The organism is Bradyrhizobium sp. P5_C12 (genome assembly GCF_054049735.1).
Window position 1 is genome coordinate 1 of record NZ_JBFULU010000081.1, and the last position, 18862, is coordinate 18862.

The following is an 18862-nucleotide window of genomic DNA, read 5'->3' on the forward strand; positions in this document are numbered from 1 at the left end:
CCTCACCACCGCGTTGGCCTGAGGGTCGACGTCCGGCTGATCCGTCCTTTCATCGGGCACACGCTCGACCAGGTCCGGGGCCGGCGCCACATCGACGGACGGGGGAAAGAATGTCGGCTGGCTGGTATCCAGGACGACCTTCTCCGGCCATTTGCGCGCGGATTCGATCCGGATGGCCGCCGCGCCGATGCTGTCCGGCCGATCGGGAAATCTGTCCGGCAGCTCCGGCAAGGACCGGCCGGCGATCAGCAGAAGAACGGCGAGTGCGCCCCCGACAACCGCAAGATACCTCGCCATGGGCAAAGCCGATGGCTCCGGCGATTTCGGTAATCTCGATCGACCCATGACGGCAATGCTTGGCCGCTCTCATGCTGCGCGGCGAAGCGATCGGGCTGCCACACTGCTGCTGAGGGACGGCGACCCTCGACTAGAGGAAATTCTCCTTCACCATCTCCCAGACGTCTCCTCCGCGGCCATGCAGGACGGCACGCGCGGAATAAAGCGCCATCCCGACAGCAGGTTCGACCTGCATGAATGGCGGCATGACGAGCTGCATCGGGTTGACGTGCACGTGCAGAAGCGCTGGTCCCGGCTGCGCCAGCCAGTCCTTGACCGCGGTCTCCAATTCGTCCGCGTGCGAAATGGTCTGGCCCCAGAGACCCAGCGCGCGCGCGACACCTGCGAAATTCGGATTCTTCAACTTCGTGAAAGTATCGAGCATGCCCTCCGCCTTTTGCTCGATCTCGACAAAGCCGAGCTTGCCGTTGTCATAGACGGCGATCTTGATCGGCAACTCCTGTTGGACGATCGTCATCAGGTCTCCGAACAGCATCGATATCCCGCCGTCGCCCGCCATGCATACGACTTGCCGGCCGGGTTCTGCCTTCTGGAGCCCGATGGACGACGGCATGCCGTTGGCCATCGTTCCATGAAGCAGACTCGCGAAAATGCGACGCCGCCCGTTCGCCTCGATATGGCGATAGGCCCAGGCGGCCGGAGTGCCGTCATCGGCCGTGAACAAAGCATCCTCTGCCGCATGGCGACTGATCACCTGTGTCAGATGACTTCCGGGAATGCTGCCATCGCGACCGGCAGCAACCTTGGCCCGTTCAGCTTCCCGATATGTCGCGTAGCGCTTGACATACGCGCTTCGGTACGAGGCGTCGGTGCGCTCGACCAGCTTCGGCAGCAATGCCTCCAGCGTCGCCTTCACGTCGCCGACGACGCCCTTCGTGATCGGATGACGCCGTCCCAGATGAGTCGGGTCGATATCGACCTGCACGATCTTTGCCTTGTCCGGGTAGAATTGCCGCCAGGCAAAGTCTGCGCCCAGCATCAGCAACGCGTCGCAGTCCAGCAAGGCGTGGTACCCGGCCTCGTTGCCGAGCATCCCGGTCATTCCGATATTGTAGGGATTGTCAAACTCGAGAAAATCCTTGGCCCGCGACGTATGCGCGATCGGCGCCTTCAGCCTGTTGGCGACCGCGAGGATCTCCCGATGTGCCCCCTGGCAGCCCGAGCCGCCGTACAGAACGACGTTTTCGCTAGTGTTGAGGATGTCTGCGATCTCACTGAGATCCGCATCGTTCGGTCGCGTGACAGGCTTGGCGACGTGCACCGCATAGGGAATGTTGTCATCCACGGTCGAGGCGGAGATATCCGCCGGCACGATCAGAACGGCAACACCACGTTTGGCCAGGGCCGTTTGGCAGGCGATCACGGTCTTCCGGCGCGCCTGTTCCGGGGTATGGATCATGTCGCAGAAGACGCTGCAGTCCCTGTAGACCTGCTTGAAGTCGACTTCCTGGATGAAGTCGAAGCCCATTTCGTCGCGAATGATCTGACTTGCGATCAGGATGACGGGCGCGCGGTTGCGATTGGCCTCGAAGATGCCGTTGATGAAATGCAGGCTCCCGGGACCGCAGCTTCCGGCGACCGCGGTCAGGCGGTCGGCGACCTGCGCCTCCGCCTGCGCGGCGAACGCCCCCGCCTCCTCGTGCCGCATCGATATCCACTCGATCTCGCACTTTTCAAGTGAGCGCGCGATCAGATTGAGGGTGTCGCCGACGATGCCATAGCAATGCTTGACGCCTGCACTTTGCAGGGTTTCAACGATGATATCCGCGACCAGCTTGCCCATGACATTCAACCCTGACTGTACCGTTCCCGCTACAGCCTGCACCCAACTGGAATGTCGGGGCTTGGATCGGAATGCGATGACTTGAACCCGGCTGCGCAGACGACGCGCGGTCTCGGATAGCGCAGCTTTCAGCCGACGTCCTCGGTTCCGGATTGGAGTTGGCCGAGCATTTGCACGGCGCGCCTGCGAGCAGGGAACAAAATTCCGGCCGGCATTCGATCCAGACTCGCGCTGAGATATTCGTAAGCTTCCGGCGAGCGATGCTGTTTCAGCAGCAGCGCGGCAAGGTCCGTCGCGGCCGTCAATTCGAACAGGGTGGCGGACTGGCGTTTGGCCCAGTCGATTGCCGACAGCAGACTTTCCTCGGCGTCGAAATGATCCTCCGCAGATCGAGACGCCAGGATGAGCCCTTTCATCCTGAACAGGGCGGGCATGTGCAACAACTTGCCGGCGCGCTGCTGTTGCTCGATTGCATTCACCGTGAGGGTCAGCGCTTGCTCATGCTCACCGACGTCTACGAGAGCGACGGCAAGATCGCAGGTGAAATCCATATTCAGCATCTCGTGACGCTGGACGTGAAGCTCTTCCAGGGCTCGCTTCAGCAATTGGATCGCTTCGATGCGATTGTCTTGAAGCAGCAACCATTGACCCTTCAGGCCTGTCGCTATGGCGCGATACGGCATCAGGGAATGCGCGACGGAGAGCTCACTCAGTTCACCGATGTACTGGTCCGATCGTCTCAGGTCCGCCATGGTCAGAAACACCGGAAGGACCAGCGCCAGGGATCGACAAAACGTAGCGGGGTGGCCCGACCTCTTGCCTTCCTCTCTGGCGCGCCTTGCATAGTCGACCGCTTGGTCGAGCAAGCCCCTGTACAGGAGAGAACGTGCCATGCCGACGAGCAGGAAACTCGTATAGTGAAAGAGATATCGTTCCGTTCGGGAGCGTGGTCCGGACGCCAGGTGCCGGAGGCCCGCTTCGCAATGCAGTTGGGTGGCGAGGTGATTTCCCAACAGATGTTCGGAGGCCGCCAGCATTGCTTCCGCCAGCGCCATGTCGCCGTGATCCCCTGTCCTCAACGCCAGTTTCTTGCTCCGGACGGCGATGTCGGTCGCACCCCGAATGTCCATGACCCAGTGCGAATACATGAAAAGTCCGCTTAGAATCCTCAGCTCGTAGGCGAGATCCCCCTGCTCGATCGCAATCTCCAGCGCGCTCGCAAAAGCGGTCCGGACGCGCTGATCGTTACCTYCCGTATGCATCATGGCCAACGGTATCGATGCAGAGATTTCCATCGCACGGCGGGCGTCCCGATGCGGATTTCCCAGATTTGCCATCGCGCGTTCTGCCCATGCCTGGCATTCGATCAGCAGCGACAGTTCCAGAAACACCTGCGTGGACTCGGCGGCCAGTCTGGTGGCCGTCTCGGCATCGCCGTGCGGTCCAAAGCTCCATTCGAGTGCCGCACGGACGTTACTCAATTGGTCGGAATAGGCAGCAACTCTTTCAGCGCCCGGCAGAGCCGACAGAGCCTCCTTCAGCGATTCGAGGTGTTCGGCGAGGTATTCTGCGTGCCGGCGGAAGACCATGTCGACTTCGGCATGCTCCTCCAGTTTTGCGAGCGCGTAGGCCCGGGTCGTGTTCGGCAGCCGATACTGTGCCTGCGCTGCATCGATCCGGGTTGCTATCAAGGATTTCTCAACCAGGCCTGCGACCGCGTCGAAGATTTCCTCGGCCCCCACGCCGGGTTCACCCGCCACGGACCGCGCGCCGTCCAGGGTGAAATGGCCGACGAAAGGAGCGATGCGTCGAAACACGATCCTCTCTGCGTCGGACAGCAGGTCGTAACTCCAGTCCATTGTCGCCTTGAGCGTCCGATGTCTGGCAACTGCCGTCCGATGACTCAGTTTCAGCAATTCCAGCCGGGACACCAGGAGGTCAACCGTGTTCTTGACGCCAAGGGCGGCCGCCTGCCCCGCGGCCAACTCGATTGCCAACGGAATCCCATCCAGCTTTCGGCACATTTCCGCGAGGAATGGGGCCTCCCTGTCGGTGAGAACGACGCTACCTGCTCTCGTGGCCACACGCCGTACGAACAACTGCACCGCCGGATATCGCAGCACCGCATCCGCCGTCTGCTCCGAGCCGTCCGGCGGGAAATCAAGGGGAAGAACCCGGCAGCAATGCTCACCCTCGACCTTCAACAATTCCCGACTCGTGGTCAGAACATGGATCTCTTTCGTTTGCTGGAAGAGTTGCTCGGCAAGCGCGGCGACTGCCTCGATCACATGCTCGCAGCTATCGAGTATGACGAGAAGTTTCCGCGACCGAATGAGGTCGACCAGCTCCAGGCCGGGATCTTTCGATTTGAGCGCAAGCCCCAAAGAGGTCGCGACGGCCGCGGCCACATGGTTCGGATCGGTGAGGCTTTCCAGATCGACAAAATAGATCTCGCCGCCAAACCCCGCGGCGACGGCGCGGCCGACGGCCAGGGCGATGGTCGTCTTGCCGATGCCGCCGGGGCCGAGCAGTGTTATGAACCGGTCATCTCGAAGCTTGTCGCTGACCTCCCTGACGAACGTCTCACGCCCGATCATCGTGATCGGTCGCACCGGAAGCCTGCGTTGATGCCGGGACTTGGCGTTCCTGCTTTCCGTGACGCCTCCGAGGGCGACCACTGTGCCGACGAACGAGTAGCCCCGTCCCTTGACGTTTGCGATGTAGCGGTTGCCGAATTGGCCGTCACCAAGCGCCTTGCGGATCGCGGCCACCTGGACCCGGATGCTCCCCTCCTCGACGGTCACGTCCGGCCAGACGTGATCGATCAACTCCTGCTTTGCGATCACCTCACCCGGACGCTCGGCAAGGTAGATCAGAATCTCGAGGGCCCTGCTGCCGAGGGGCAGCACCACGCCGTCGCGCCGGAGCGCCCTCTCCCTGCTCGAAAGCTCGAAGGGGCCAAACCGCAGATTTCCACGAAGCTCATCATCAGCCATGGCTGTTGGCACGGGCGCAGGATGCTTTTCCAGGATGTTCAATGAACCGCGCAAAACCCAAGCGTGCGTTCTTGACAGACATCAGCTTGCTCTCGGCGCCACGCGCGGATCTGAAGGGATCAGCACGCGGCGACCGGCATGCGAGCTGCATATAACCGACGATGCCCGGCGCTTCCCTCTCGCTAACAGAGATCGTACACTTTCACCATTGTTTGCATCCCCCGAATGGGGGGAAGACCGACGTGGATAGGGGGAGTCCTTGATCCAACCGCGCTCCAGCCATCCGATACATGGAACGGGCACCTTGCCTGGCGGAGGACAGCTGCCATTCCTCGCGACCAAAATCTTGCCGGCACGGTTCGGCGGTCTGGTCACACGTCCCCGGCTCCTCGCCATCTTGTCCGAACTCCCGGCCAAGCGACTTGGCGTCATCAAGGCGCCGGCGGGCTTCGGCAAGAGCTCACTGGCAGCCACCTGGGCCGAGACCCTCGAGCAGGGTGGCAATGCCGTTGGGTGGCTAACCATCGATTCAGACGACGACGAGGCCACGCGGTTTCTGTTCTACGTTGCTCAGGCCCTGCACCAGGCCTGTCCGGACGTCGGCACCGGCGCGATTGGCCTGATCCTCGAGAACAATTTGATCGACCCGACAGCGATCCTGTCGAGCCTGATCAACGATCTGGCCGAGGTCGAGGAGGATGTTTATCTGTTTCTCGAGGACTATCACTGGGTCAGCGCTTCCCGCATCCATCAGACCGTCGCGTATTTTCTGAGGCACGCACCGTCCCACTGTCATGTGGTGCTGACGACGCGCACCGAACCTCCCCTGCCGCTCGCGACCTTGCGAGCCCAGAACCAGCTGATCGAGATTGATGCCGAAGCCCTGCGGTTCGACATGCAGGAGACACAGGCGTTTCTGGACAGCACCAAGCCCGGGGTTCTGGAATTCCCCGACGTCCAACTGTTGCAGCGCAAGACCGAAGGGTGGCCCGCCGCGCTGCGAATCATCTCATCCATGCCTTCGCAGTCCGGATCCGGCCTGAGGGAGTATGTCCACAATCTCTCGGGTTCGCAGCGTCCAATCGCCGCCTACCTGACGGAGATGCTGGATGGGCTTCCGGTCGAACTGGTCGACTTCATGCTGCGAACGGCCGTTCTTGATCGGCTCTCCGGCCCTGTCTGCGAGGCCGTAACAGGCTTGAGTGCGAGCCGCACAATCCTGGCATCGCTTGCCCAGCGCCAAATGCTGCTCACGCCGCTCGACAATGATGGAGTCTGGTTTCGCTATCACACGCTGCTTGCCGAGTATCTGAGACAGCGGCTGGAGGCGGACCGCGGCATTGAAGTTCCTGAACTGCACGGACGTGCGGCCCTTTGGTATGCTTCCCACGAATTATGGACTGAGGCGGTCCAGCACGCGATTGCAGCCGGCGCTCCTGACCGTGCGATCGGCTGGATCAACAATTGCGCGATGGCTTTGATCAAGAGGGGAGATCTCTTCACATTGCTGGAATGGCAGCGTCAATTTCCCGACGAACTCATGCGGGGTCAGTGCGAGGTCCGGTTGGCGATCGCCTGGGGATTGGCGCTCGCGCTTCGTTTTGACGAGGCCCTGAAGCTTGCAACCGACATCGAAGGCGATATCGCTGCAACGCCTGTGCCGGATGGCAACCTGCTGTGCGAATGCCAGGCGATCCGCTCCGTTGCCATCGCGCTGAAGGATGACAGCGAAGGCGCGCTGCCCCTGGCACAGGATTGCGTAAACCATTCATCCGATCCCTGGACCGCGAACGTTGCTTCAAACGTCGTTCGCTTCAGCCATATGAAGACGGGCAACCTCAAGCAATTCCATGCGACGCCATGGATACCCTATTCGGTCGAGGAGGACCGCAGGAACGTATTTGCCTCGGTGTATCGACACTGTCTGAACGGACTTGCAGAAGAGCGGCAGATACGTCTCGCGGCGGCCGATGAGCACTACCGCGAGGGCTTTCGGATCGCCGAGCAGGATGTCGGGCCGAATTCGATTGCGGCGTCCTTGCCGGCGAGTCTGATCGCGCGAATGAAGTACGAGCAAGGCCTGCTCGATGAGGCGGAAGCCTGGGTCATCGATCGCGTCCCGCTGATCAACTCGGCGACAATGCTCGACTGCGTGTGGAGCACGTATTTCGTGATCTCCCGGGTCGCCGCCGCGCGGATGAACTTCGAGCGGGCCCGCACTCTTTTGGAGCGAGCTGAAAATCTGGGCGTCGCGCGGGATTGGGGGAGGCTCTCGGCCGGCGTGATCGCGGAGCAGGCGCGGCTTTACCTGAACGATGGCCGGCTGGATGAAGCCGGCGCATGCGTCGATCGCCTGGAACGCCTTGCACGGAAATACCCCGCACCGAGGCCTGGCGCCCGGTCGGAGATTGGGTGGTACCACAGATTGGCCCGCGCTCATTTGCTGGGCCAGCAAGCTCGCCCGGACGAGGCCAGTTCAATCCTGCAACAATTGCAGCACGAAGCCGAAGCAATGGAGCACCGACAGTTCCTGATCTGCATTGCGATTCGCCAGTCGGCGGTTCAGCTCAGTGCGGGCAAGGCCCCGGAGGCGGTGAGCCGCTTCCGCCGTGTGCTCGCCGCGTGTGCGGCGGCCGGTCTCTATCAGACCGTCCTGGACGAGGGGCCGGTTATTTCCGATCTTCTCCGGGCGACCCGGGAGGGAGGAAACCTCAAAGCGGATCTGATCCCCTACGTCGACCGGCTTGCGGCGGGTCTGCAGCGAGCACGACAGGATCGTTCGGCGCCGAGCTCGAGCGCGCGGATTCTCGGCGCATTGAGCCGGCGCGAGACTGACATTCTCGCGCTGATCGCGGATGGATTGTCGAACAAGGAAATCGCCCGAAGCCTCGACATCGGTCCTGAGACCGTGAAGTCGCACCTCAAGAGCGTTTTCACCAAGCTGGGGGTGGAAAAGCGCGCACAGGCCGTATCGCGCGCACAGACCCTGGGCATCGTCACCACGCAGTGAAGCTTCGCGCCCTTCAACCGGCTTGCCGCGCACGAACCCTCGTCTGCTCGAGGATTTGCCTCGCCAACACGAGATCCGGCGTTTCGAAGCCCTCGGTAAACCGGCCGTAGATGGCTCCGATGAGCTCATGTGCCCGTCGGATCTGACCCCGATCGACCCAAATCCGCGCAATCTCCAATCCTGCGCGCAGTTCGAACGAAAGCGCCGATTGTTGCGCTGCCAGCGTCATTGCCTCCTCGAAACACCCCACAGCAAGATCACGCTGCTGGGATTCTCCATACGAGAGGACAGAGCCTTTGGCCAGGAACAGCGCCGGAAGGTGAAGCGGCCTCTTCGATCCAAGCTGCGTGGCGATCGAACCATTAATGAGAGCCAACGCTTCCGCGCGTTCGTTTTGTTTTGCCAGACCGACGGCCAATTCGGAGACAAGATCCGTTACCAGCATTTCGTATCGCAGTATCCTCAGCTTTTCCAAGCTGTCCCGCAGATGGCACATGCCATCCTCTGTCCGGCCGACGCGGACCAGAAAGCGCCCCCTAAGTCCCCCGCCGACAGCTCGAAATGGCTCCAGCGAATACTTCTCGGCAGTGAGTTCGAGCGCAGAGAGGTTCCGCTCGACCTGTCCCAGATCGTCGATCCAGAAATAGAAAGGCATCGTCAGAATCAAGGCTCGACACAGAGCAATCGGATGATCCGCTCCCTCTGCTTCCTCGATGGTTCTTTCAGCATAACCGGCGGCCCGGTCGAGATTGCCGGCAAACCAATGCGATCGGGTCAGGTTGAACAGGGACGTGGTGCGCAGATCAAACAGATATTGAGTTGCGTTGAACCGTCGGGAGGCCGGCGCCCCGCGCAGGGCCCGTTCGAGGTATTTTGGCGCGCGGACATGGTCCGCAAGCATGTAATACGCGGCCCCCAGCATCGAATCCGCAAGCGCCGCATCTTCCGGATGTCCGGTCTTGTTCGCGACGGACTCAGCGCGTAGCGCAACTTCAAGGCTGCCCGCTGCGTCGATTGTCCGATGAAGATACATCGACAGCCCGCTGAGAAGACGCAGCTGCTGGTAGGCATCCGCGCGCCGCTCTGCGAATGTCAACGCCGTATTGAAGGCATCGCGAACCCTTTCACTGTTCCCGGCGGTGAACATCAGCGACAAGGCAAGCGAAGCGTGGATTTCCATCTGGTCCTGCGGGTCGCAGTCCGCCGCAATCCGACCTATCGCCCTCTCCATCCAATCCCGGCACTCCGTGAAAAGCGACTTGGCCAGAAGCAACTGCGAGGCGGCCGCCGCCATTCGTATGGCCGCGCTATCGTTTCCATCGGGGCCAAAGCTCCATTCAAGCGCGGCACGAGTATCGCCAAGGTAGTGTTGTATCGCGCCTGCCAAAGATTGTCCGGGCTCGAGCTCGAAAAGATTGCCCCGGTTGTTTTCCAATGATTGGCTCAAATGGCTGGCGTGACGCGCCGCCATGGAATGACGTTCACCGCTCGCAGCGAGCTTCTCCAAGGCATAGGAACGCGTGGTGTCGAGCAATCGGTAAAGCATCCGCCGGTAGCTCGGCCACGCCACGATCAGCGACTTGCTGACCAGACTTTCGATTGCGCCCTCGATCTCGGACCGGTCAACTCCTCGCTGCTCCACAACCGCACACGCCGCTTCCAACGAAAAGTGCCCGACGAAGATCGCCACACGTCGCAGCACAATTCGTTCGAACTCGGACAGCTGATCGTGACTCCAGTCCAGCGTTGCTTTCAGTGTCTGATGCCGCGGATTCGCGGTCCGACGGCCAAACTTCAGAAGATCCAGGCGCGAACCCAGCCTTGCCACGGTATTCCCGACGCCGAAAACAGCGGCTCTTCCGGCGGCGAGTTCGATGGCGAGCGCAATGCCATCGAGCTTGCGGCAAATCTCGGCAACCATGGGGGCTTCGTCGTCACTGAGCGTAAAGTTGCCACGGCGAGCACTGACGCGTTCGGCGAACAACCGTACCGCCGGATAGGCAAGCACCTCTGACGCGGTCGGTCGCGGCTGCTCCGGCGGGCAGTCCAGTGGACAAAGACGAAATACGCGCTCGCCAGGAACGCGCAGGATTTCCCTGCTGGTCGCGAGCATGTAGATTTCGGGTGCATTCCGGAAGATATAGTCGGCGATCTCCGCGACTCCCTCGATGAGATGCTCGCAACTATCAAGAATGACGAGCGCCCTTCGCGCGCGCAGAAAATTGAGCAACGCCTCCCTTGGATCGACCGATTGCGGGGCCAGCCCGATCGCGGAAGCGACAGCGCCGATGACCTGCTCATTCTCGTTTATCGTTGAAAGATCGACAAAGAATACCGCTCCGGAGAAGTCGGCCAGCACCCCGTGCCCGACCGACAGGGCAACCGTCGTCTTGCCGATACCTCCGGTACCCAAAATTGTAATCAGGCGCTGTTCCGTCTGAAGCAGACGCTGAATTTCAAGGACGACGTTGTTGCGGCCGACCATGCGCCCCAGTGCGGGCGGCAGGTTGGACGATCCCGAAGATGCACTTCCCCTGTCGCGGTCCGCGGGAAGTCGCATGACCGGCGCGATGAAGCTATAGCCGCGGCCCTGGACGTTCGCGATGTACTTGTTGCCGAACTGGCCGTCGCCCAGTGCCTTGCGCAGTGCCGACAGGTGGACGCGAAGACTGCCCTCCTCCACCGTGACGTCAGGCCAAGCCTTCGCGATCAGCTCCGACTTCGGGACGACTTCACCGGCGTTTTCGAGCAGAGCGATCAGGATGTCGTAGGCCCTGCCACCCAGGGGAAGGATCCGGTCCGCCTTGCTGAGAGACCGTTCGGCGACATTCAGCTCGAATGGGCCAAACTGGAGCCGGGTTGCACTCGATGAGCCAATTGGTTGGACCGACATCAATAATTCCGTCAAGACCGTCGACGATCTGGTTATCGCACCATTCGCCGTCAGTCTTGCGCAAACGCACGCCAGCCGATCAAGTGTTAAACGAAACCTCCTTTGGCAACAAGCCGGTCACCGCACCGAATTGATAGCGCCATCACGCTGGTGTGAACCGTCCAACACCTGCCTCGCCAGCCGCAGATCGCGGGTCTCAAAGTCCTCTCGAAACTTCGCGTGAGTGACTTGCAACATGCGCCAAGCGACCTCCTTTCGCCCAGCCGACGTCTCGGCAATGGCGAGGCTCGTCGCAGCCCTGAGCGCCCACGACAGGCTCCCCTGCCTGTTTGCGAGCTCGAACGCGCGCTGAAAGTATTGCCTGCCAGCCGCCAATCCCTCGCCGCTGCTCAGCGCCAATTCTCCCCTGATGCGGTGCAGTTCCGGGCCGTACCATCGGCTTTCGTCGAGGTCGATCTTCGCGCGCTCGAAGACATCGAGCCCTTCCCTCGGAAGGCCCGCGTGGGCCATGCACATCGCCAACTCCGCTTGCAGGATCCAGTTGAAAATCCCGTAGCGCGCCGCGGACAGCTTATCGAGACCCGATTGGAGCATCGCGGACGCTACCGTGATTTGTCCTCCTCGCCTGATTTCGTAGATGGCTTGCATGCCGAGACCAAAGCCCTGGTAGTTGTGCAGAGCGTATTTCCCGGCATGGGTGACGAGTTCGTCCACGAGTGCTTCGGCTTCGCCGTCATCCGGATTGGTCAAATATGCGATGAAGCCTGCAAAGGTCAGCGCCCCGCAAAGGTTCACGGTCCGATTGGATTGGCGCGCCTCGGCGACGGCCATCTGGTTGAACCTGCGGGCTTGATCCGGAGAGCCACGCAACCACGCCAAGGTCGCAAGACCGGCCAGGTTGTCGACCTTGCGATCATAGCCAAATCGCTTGATCAGCAATTGTCGTGCAGCCTCGTCATCACGATGGAGCGACAATTCCAGCAGGCCTTGAGCCTCCGCAATCCGGCCGGCATGGTAGTATACTATGCCACGCATATAATTGGCCGTTGCAATGGCGCCGATCCGACCCGTTCCTTCCGAAACCTCGCCGCCGCGGTCCGCAAGCCTGATCGCTTCGGTGTAATTCGGAACGCGCAACTCGTGAGCCCACAGCACAAGCAGGGCGTCCATCTGATAGTCGATATCGTTGAGGCCCTCGGCGAGGAGCAGCGCCTTGGCCCACGTCGCGTATGATTTTTCCGTCATGCCACCCGTGAACATCACGCAGCTGGCGAGGGCCGACTGAAGGACCATCTCCTGTCGTGTACCCGAATTCTTGTCGTCGAGATGACTTATGGCCTTTCTCATCCATTCCACGCATTCGGTGAGCAGCGCCATGCCCATCCAGGCGCTTGCCGATGCCGCAGCGAGTTCGACGCCGATTTTCGCATCGCCCGTGGCAGAAAACGCCCAGTTCAGGGCGGCTCTGAGATTATCGACCTCGATCCCGAGCGCCTTCGACCAACCCGATATGTCCATCGCGGCGCCCTGCCTGAACAGGTCGGTGAAATAGAGGGCGTGACGGCGGCGCAAGCGGTCCTGCTCGTCGCTCCTGGCCAGTCGCTGCAAGGCAAAGGCGCGGGTCGGGTCAAGCAGGCGCAGCCGGCCCCCCTGGCCCTGGGCGGCAATCATCGATTTCGAGCGAAGCTCCCAAACGCAATCCGAGACACTTGCTTCATCCACCGTCTCATCGGCGACAACGGCGACCGCCGCTTCGAACGTAAATCCGCCGGCGAATACGCTGAGCCGATTCAATATCCGCTTCTCCGCCTCGTCGAGCAGGTCGTAGCTCCACTCCAACGTGGCGTTCAACGTCTGGTGCCTCGACGGGGCGGTCCTGCGCCCCACCCATGACAGATTCAGTCGCTCGTCGAGCAGGCTTGCGGTCTTGCCGAGGCCGAAGATGTCAACCCTGCAGGCCGCGAGTTCGACCGCCAAAGGAATACCGTCAAGCCGCCGACAGATACCCGCAGCAATCGGCGCATCCGCATCCGTCAGCTCGAAGTCACTTCGCACCGCCCGTACGCGGTCGACCAGCAATTGAACGGAAGGGTATTGCAGTGCATCCCGCGCTGACAGGTTGCTGTCTTCCGGAGGGCATTCAAGCCCGCCGAGCTCGTAGACATGCTCCCCCTCGACGCGCATGGCCTCCCGGCTGGTCGCGAGCAAACGCAATGTCGGGACACGGTGTATCAGTTCCTCTGCGACCGCCGACGCTCCATCGATCAGATGCTCACAGCAGTCGAGAACGATGAGCGTTGGCCTTTCCTGCAAGCGATCGATCACGGCAGGTACGACATTGCTCGTTTGCACCGACATGCCGAGTGACGTTGCGATGGCCGGCGCGACGAGTGAATCGTCGCCGAGCGCACTCAGGTCGATGAAGAGAACCTGGCTGTCGAAAGCGGCGCCCAGTTCGTGGGCAACTGCGACCGCCACCGTGGTCTTGCCGACGCCGCCGGGCCCGATGATCGTGACAAACTTCTGCTCGGCCAGCTTCGCCTGAATCTCGGCCACGGCGTGTTCTCGTCCGAGCATCCGCATCAAGCGCGCGGGCACTCGGGGCCTCGGAGGCCGCTTGGGATTCTCCGACGCGTCTGCGGCGCGTGAGGTGACCGGTACGACGAAGCTGTACCCGCGCCCGGGTATATTCGCGATATACCGCCTGCCGGGGTCGCTCTGATTAAGAGCCTTCCGCAGCGCCGAAATATGGACACGCAGGCTGACTTGTTCCGCTCCCCTCTCGGGCCAAACGCGTTCGATCAGAGTTCTTCTGCCGACGACCTTGTTTGCCTGCTCCACCAGGACGATGAGGAGATCCATGGCACGCGCGCCGAGCGGCACGGCTTTAGCGTCATTCGTCAGAAGCCGGTTTGCGATCGATAGTTCGAAGGGGCCGAAGCTGAGGACCGTCCCCTGCCGACCGCTCATGGGATGCGCTCGTCCATGTCGGTTCTCGAGGTGACTTCGCAGGGGATTCTGATCTCGCGTCGCCAGTTGGCCGGGCTTTGGCCAAAGGCGTGTCTGAAGAGCCTGCATAGATGGGCCTGATCGGAAAAGCCCACGCTCAAGGCAATCTCGCTCAGTGACGCCGCGCTGGTCATCATCAGGTGGCAGGCTCTCTCCAGGCGTCTTCTCACCACGTAGGCATGCGGCGACTCCCCAATGGCCAGCTTGAACTTCCGCGAGAAGTGCGCCGGGCTTCGACGTGCGACCGCGCTGAGATCCCGAATATGGATGGTACGGTGCAGATTGCTGTCGATGTAAGCTCGCACGCGCAGGATCTGCCACGCCGCCAGACCGCCCCTTGTGGAACCGTTGGCGCCCGAGCTGCGCTCAATTTCCGCTTGCAGGATGTGGGATGCCGTGGCGAGCGACACCCTGGCCGCATCTCGATCACGTTCCAGCTCTCGCGTTGCCGTTTCAAGCAGCCTGGCCAGGCTGTTCGCAACCAGGTTGAACTGTTGGTCGGGTGCAAAGGAAGATCCTGGTAGAGTAGCCGGAAGTCCTGCCATAGTCATTCCCTCGACGATCACCCAACAGCCCGGATCGGCGAGAGAGTGCAGCACGGGAAGCCTCTTGGCTTGTTAAGTAGTGTTGTGAACCGTTAAATTCGGGCAAATGCTCCGTTGCTGGGCAAACGCCCAAGAGGGAGTAAAAGCCCTTTATTTCCAAGCGGATCGCCACGTAAATGGTTTCGAGCCGGATATTCGGGCGCAATTGCGTCCATCAACCTTCCTTTGCGATCGCAAGAAAGCACCGGGCCACCGGGACGGGGATGTCGCGGTGAAGCGAGGACTGCACGCCCGCCGTTACGGCGGGTGCAGTCACCTAGGAGCCGCGGTCTTCGAGGACCTTCAGGTCGCTAATTGAGTAGGAGAGTGAGTAGCGGAAACCCGACTCGATCCGCCTCGGCGCGAGCGAGTGGAGTTCTTCGCCATTCGTTTCCGGAAAATTGAGCTCTCCCGTCCCGATCCATGCGCGGGCAACCGTAAGATTGTCCGTGACCGACATCGCCAGCTCGTCGACCGCGGGCTTGTCCTCGCATCCGGCCACCAGTCTCGGGAAGTATCGCAACAAGACCGTGGGGCGGCTGAGCAGAGACAATCCGTCTTCGACCGGCTTGCGCAAGGTGACGCACGCTTCCGCAAGTCGCTGGCCATGCGCCGAGAGGCTGGCGCCAAATCGGCTGCCGGGCGCGATCGGCGCCGCGGCGGGGCCTGAGGCCACAAAGGAGCGCGTCTGAAAGATGCTGCCCATCTTCTTCGGAAACCCCTGGGTCCAGCCGCGCGCCAGCGCAGCGTCGTTGTCGACATAGATGTACGGACACCACATGACCGGCACCTCGCGATACATTGCGTCGACCAGGACAAACGCCTCGCGATATTGATACCGGGCCGGCTCGAGATATTCGTCGTCCTGGGCGGTGAATTGCCAGTCCAGGAACATCATGACGGCGTGACCGTTTGACGCCGGATCCGGGGATAGACCACGCGGCAATGTGGCTGCTGCCGCGTCAGGGTCCGCCCAGAACTCGACTCCGACAGCGTCACCGGCATAGTGCCAGGGGGGCGGCGGAGTGAGAGCGGCCTGGCCAAATGGCGACTTCGGAACTGTAAAGCCCTTGAGCATTCCCGTGTCCTGGTGCATCGCTCTCGACACAGAGGCTACCGGAACCAGCCGCGCTGGATTTGATTGAAACGCGTCGATTTGTTGATTCCTGCCACAATCCGGAACACGCCCGTCGGCATCGGCCGATTGCTAGGCGGTCAGATCTGCCAGAACCTCGATATCGGTGACGGAATAGGAAAACGAGAACCGGTATCCACGCCCCACCTTGAGCGGCCCCAGCATTTCCAGCTCCTCGCCATAGGCTTCCGGAAATTCGAGCTCTCCCTCGCCGACCCAGACGTTCGTGATCAGGAGGTGGTCCGAAACGCAGCGAACGAGTTCGTCCACGGCCGGCCTGTCGTGCAGGCCCGCGGAGAGCCGCGGAAAATACCGCCGTCCGACGATCCGCCGATCGAGCAAGCCGACAAGACGCTCGGCTTTTTCGCGCAAGGTAACGCCGGCCTGCACCAGTAAACGGCCGTGAGCGGACATGCAGGCCGAAAATCTGCCATCTTGCACGAGCGGCGCTGAAGCGATGCTGGCAGCGGCAAAGGTACGGGTCTGGTGCACGGTGCCGAACTTTCGCGGATAGCCTTGGATCCAGCCCCTCATCAAGGCAGCGTCGTTGTCCACATAGCAGTAGGGACACCACGCTATTCGTGTCCCCTTCCATATCGCATCGAGAAGAACGCTGAATCCGCGACACTGATATCTGGCCGGATCCAGATGCTCGTCGTTCTGAGCGGTAAACTGATAGTCTGTGAAGACTGCAACAGAGCGGCCTCGACACTGCTCATCAAGCTCCACACCCGTCGGAAGGATATCGATCGATACATCGGGATCGTTCCAGAATTCCACCGCGAGCACGTCGCCCGCGAAGTGCCAGGGTGGCGGCGGGACCAACGCAGCCATCCCCCGAGGTGACCGAGGAGCCGTAAATCCCTTGAGCATGTCCTCGCCCCGCCAGCAGTCCGCATCAGGCGTATCATTCCAGCGTAGAATGCTAGCGTCGGTCTTGTCCTCAACGCTTGGAGAAACGTGCGGCGACTTGGTCGTTTGTGTGCACCGCTGTTGGCGCGTTCCTGCTGAACCGGCCGCCTCGCGTATCCGCCGACCGCATTTTCCGCTTTGGGAGGCGCATAGACCGTAGCGGGGTCGAAAGCTCCAAAGTCCGACGCTTCGCTACAAGCGCCAACCCCGGCAATTGTGTATTTCCGTTTGCCACGGCAATGATGTCCTCGATTGCGGATGGCACCTCCTTTGATGAAGTTCGGAAACCACAACGAGCGGGTGCGGCCTCGGCTGACGCCTCTGGCTCAGTCATGCGTGTCGCTGGCCTTGCTGTGCGCGATCGCCTCGCCTGCTCCCTGCTTCTCGCAAGGAACAGCGGAGCAGCGCGTGGCGTGCACACCCGACGTGTTCAGACTTTGCAGCACGTTCATTCCCAATGCAGATGAGATAACGACCTGTCTCAGAGAGAAGAACACCGATCTCAGCGATGCATGCAGGACGGCGATCGGGGCCGGATTGAAGAAACCACCCATCGCGGGCGATGCCAGAGATCGCAAACGCACCTCAGACTAGGAAGGACAGGTCAGATGCCAGTTCACAAAATCACATTTGTGCTCGTGAACGACATGACCCCGCGACACCCCTCTGTCTGCATGGCCTGTTCACGACCGCTGGAGCGGGGCTACCTGCATGATCTTTCCAGCTCCAGGCGCTATTGCGGGATCGAGTGCTACCCCAGATGGCCAATGCCGGACGGATTCAGCGGGTCGTTCGCTCCAACGAACCCACTCGAACTCGCCATCGTCTGGCCGAAACTGACCGTTGACGTCGCGTCTGCGCTGTTCGACAGCGCGTGGCGTGATCATCGCGGTTGACGCTGCCTGAAACGGTGGCCGCGCCGCCGGCGCGATCCCCTCCTGATCGACGATGCTACCACAATCATCGAAAGCGCACTGCGCGGCGACGGCATGCTCGACCGGTAGCAGGCATCCCCGCGACGCTCTTCAATGTTGCATCCTCATGCTCATCGGCGCACCCGAAGGCATCATCATGTTCGTATTCATATCTGCCACGATCCACATCGTGCCGGCGATCACGACGATTACGATGAGAACACCAAAGGCGAGCGCGAGTACGTTGTTGGTGCTTTCCGGCCCGCTGGTGATGTGCAGGAAAAACACCAGATGAATGCCCATCTGGGCAATGGCGAGGACAGCGAGCCCGAGGAATACGCCGCCCGGCCAAAGCAGCGTCGTGTTAGCAGCCCAGAACGACGTGGCCGTGAGAAGAACCGCCACAAACAGGCCGATCGTGTAAACGAGAAGCTCGGATGGAGCCGATGCTTGCATCTCGCGGCTCGGCCTGTCTCCGGGTGCGCGTTCGTGTCGAGCCTCTGTCATGAACTCACTCCCATCAGATAGACCACCGTGAATACCCCAACCCAGACGATGTCGAGCGCGTGCCAGAACAAGGAAAAGCAGAGAAGGCGATGTTGCACTCTCGCAGCGAACCCGAATACCGCCACCTGCACCATCATCACGATCAGCCAGATCAGTCCGAGCGCGACGTGCAGCCCGTGACATCCGACAAGCGTGAAGAATGCGGACAGAAAGGCGCTCCGCTGCGGCGCCGCACCGATAGCGATCATGCCCAGGAATTCGCGAATCTCGAGACTGAGAAACGTGGCTCCGAGTGCGAAAGTGATTAGAGCCCCTAAATAGGTCCTGAGGTAGCGGCGCGAATTGATCGCCAAGGACATCAGTCCGCAGGTGTAGCTCGAAACGAGAAGGCAAGCGGTTTCAATCGCGACCGTAGTCTGATTGAACAACTGGACGCCGGTCGGCCCGCCGGCTGTGGAACGCACGAGGACCGCGTAGCTCGCGAACAGCGCGGCAAACATGATGATGTCACTCAGCAGGAAGATCCAGAAGCCATAGGCGACCACGATCCTCTTTGGAGCAGGTCCCGCCTCACTCGCACTTGGCAGTTCGTCTTGCGGAATCTGGTCAATTGCGACGGCGATATTCATGCTGCAACTCCTGCCTGGTGGGATCGTACGAACCGGGCGACCTCCTCGGCTGGCACCTCAATTTCGTTGTGGCGGCGGAATGAGAAGGCAAGCAGCGTCACGAATGCGCCGAACACGCCGACACTGGCCATCC

Annotated in this window: 11 protein-coding genes and 1 pseudogene; 1 reads left to right on the top strand and 11 read right to left on the bottom strand. The window is 61.2% G+C overall.

Annotated elements, in window-relative coordinates; translation table 11 throughout:
- From ACXJMY_RS36235 to ACXJMY_RS36245, 3 genes and pseudogenes are all read right to left on the bottom strand, one after another.
- Positions 1-345, bottom strand: a pseudogene (locus ACXJMY_RS36235) (hypothetical protein); the annotation flags it as partial.
- Between the two features lie 82 nt (positions 346-427).
- Positions 428-2140: a thiamine pyrophosphate-dependent enzyme gene (locus ACXJMY_RS36240; RefSeq protein ID WP_456624142.1), complete on the bottom strand. Its 1713-nt coding sequence runs from the start codon at positions 2138-2140 to the stop codon at positions 428-430.
- 128 nt (positions 2141-2268) lie between these two features.
- Positions 2269-5178 (bottom strand): ATP-binding protein, encoded by a 2910-nt coding sequence (locus ACXJMY_RS36245; RefSeq protein ID WP_456624143.1) that lies wholly within the window; start codon positions 5176-5178, stop codon positions 2269-2271.
- Positions 5179-5395: 217 nt separating this feature from the next.
- On the opposite strand from ACXJMY_RS36245, the gene ACXJMY_RS36250 reads away from it, so the two are divergent.
- The gene (locus ACXJMY_RS36250; RefSeq protein ID WP_456624144.1) at positions 5396-8146 is read left to right on the top strand and encodes a LuxR C-terminal-related transcriptional regulator; all 2751 of its coding nucleotides are present in this window, start codon (positions 5396-5398) and stop codon (positions 8144-8146) included.
- 13 nt (positions 8147-8159) lie between these two features.
- Here ACXJMY_RS36250 and ACXJMY_RS36255 read toward each other — a convergent pair whose 3' ends face one another.
- The 8 genes from ACXJMY_RS36255 to cyoC all read right to left on the bottom strand — a co-directional run bounded on the left by ACXJMY_RS36255 (position 8160) and on the right by cyoC (position 18729).
- Positions 8160-11039: an ATP-binding protein gene (locus ACXJMY_RS36255; RefSeq protein ID WP_456624145.1), complete on the bottom strand. Its 2880-nt coding sequence runs from the start codon at positions 11037-11039 to the stop codon at positions 8160-8162.
- Positions 11040-11156: 117 nt separating this feature from the next.
- The gene (locus ACXJMY_RS36260; protein ID WP_456624146.1) at positions 11157-14009 is read right to left on the bottom strand and encodes an ATP-binding protein; all 2853 of its coding nucleotides are present in this window, start codon (positions 14007-14009) and stop codon (positions 11157-11159) included.
- On the bottom strand, positions 14006-14647 hold the full coding sequence (locus ACXJMY_RS36265) for a helix-turn-helix domain-containing protein (protein WP_456624147.1): 642 nt from the start codon (positions 14645-14647) through the stop codon (positions 14006-14008). The genes ACXJMY_RS36260 and ACXJMY_RS36265 overlap by 4 nt, the downstream gene beginning before the upstream one ends.
- Positions 14648-14909: 262 nt before the next feature.
- Positions 14910-15710, bottom strand: coding sequence for an acetoacetate decarboxylase family protein (locus ACXJMY_RS36270; protein ID WP_456624148.1), 801 nt, complete (start codon positions 15708-15710; stop codon positions 14910-14912).
- A 129-nt stretch (positions 15711-15839) separates the two neighbouring features.
- Positions 15840-16640: an acetoacetate decarboxylase family protein gene (locus ACXJMY_RS36275; protein WP_456624149.1), complete on the bottom strand. Its 801-nt coding sequence runs from the start codon at positions 16638-16640 to the stop codon at positions 15840-15842.
- Positions 16641-17005: 365 nt separating this feature from the next.
- The gene (locus tag ACXJMY_RS36280; protein ID WP_456624150.1) at positions 17006-17233 is read right to left on the bottom strand and encodes a hypothetical protein; all 228 of its coding nucleotides are present in this window, start codon (positions 17231-17233) and stop codon (positions 17006-17008) included.
- A gap of 471 nt (positions 17234-17704) precedes the next feature.
- A complete protein-coding gene (cyoD, locus tag ACXJMY_RS36285) occupies positions 17705-18100 on the bottom strand; it encodes a cytochrome o ubiquinol oxidase subunit IV (RefSeq protein WP_404553303.1) in 396 nt (131 codons plus the stop codon).
- Complete coding sequence (gene cyoC / locus ACXJMY_RS36290; RefSeq protein WP_456624151.1) at positions 18097-18729, bottom strand: cytochrome o ubiquinol oxidase subunit III; 633 nt, start codon at positions 18727-18729, stop codon at positions 18097-18099. Before cyoC ends, cyoD begins: the two co-directional genes overlap by 4 nt.
- Positions 18730-18862: the final 133 nt, after the last annotated feature.

Bases quoted from the DNA above. Each gene is read 5' to 3' on its own strand.
- ACXJMY_RS36240 (WP_456624142.1), bottom strand. From the start codon at position 2,140: ATGGGCAAGCTGGTCGCGGATATCATCGTTGAAACCCTGCAAAGTGCA.
- ACXJMY_RS36255 (WP_456624145.1), bottom strand. From the start codon at position 11,039: ATGTCGGTCCAACCAATTGGCTCATCGAGTGCAACCCGGCTCCAGTTT.
- ACXJMY_RS36260 (WP_456624146.1), bottom strand. From the start codon at position 14,009: ATGAGCGGTCGGCAGGGGACGGTCCTCAGCTTCGGCCCCTTCGAACTA.
- ACXJMY_RS36270 (WP_456624148.1), bottom strand. From the start codon at position 15,710: ATGCTCAAGGGCTTTACAGTTCCGAAGTCGCCATTTGGCCAGGCCGCT.
- ACXJMY_RS36275 (WP_456624149.1), bottom strand. From the start codon at position 16,640: ATGCTCAAGGGATTTACGGCTCCTCGGTCACCTCGGGGGATGGCTGCG.
- ACXJMY_RS36280 (WP_456624150.1), bottom strand. From the start codon at position 17,233: ATGGGTGGTTTCTTCAATCCGGCCCCGATCGCCGTCCTGCATGCATCG.
- cyoD (WP_404553303.1), bottom strand. From the start codon at position 18,100: ATGACAGAGGCTCGACACGAACGCGCACCCGGAGACAGGCCGAGCCGC.
- cyoC (WP_456624151.1), bottom strand. From the start codon at position 18,729: ATGAATATCGCCGTCGCAATTGACCAGATTCCGCAAGACGAACTGCCA.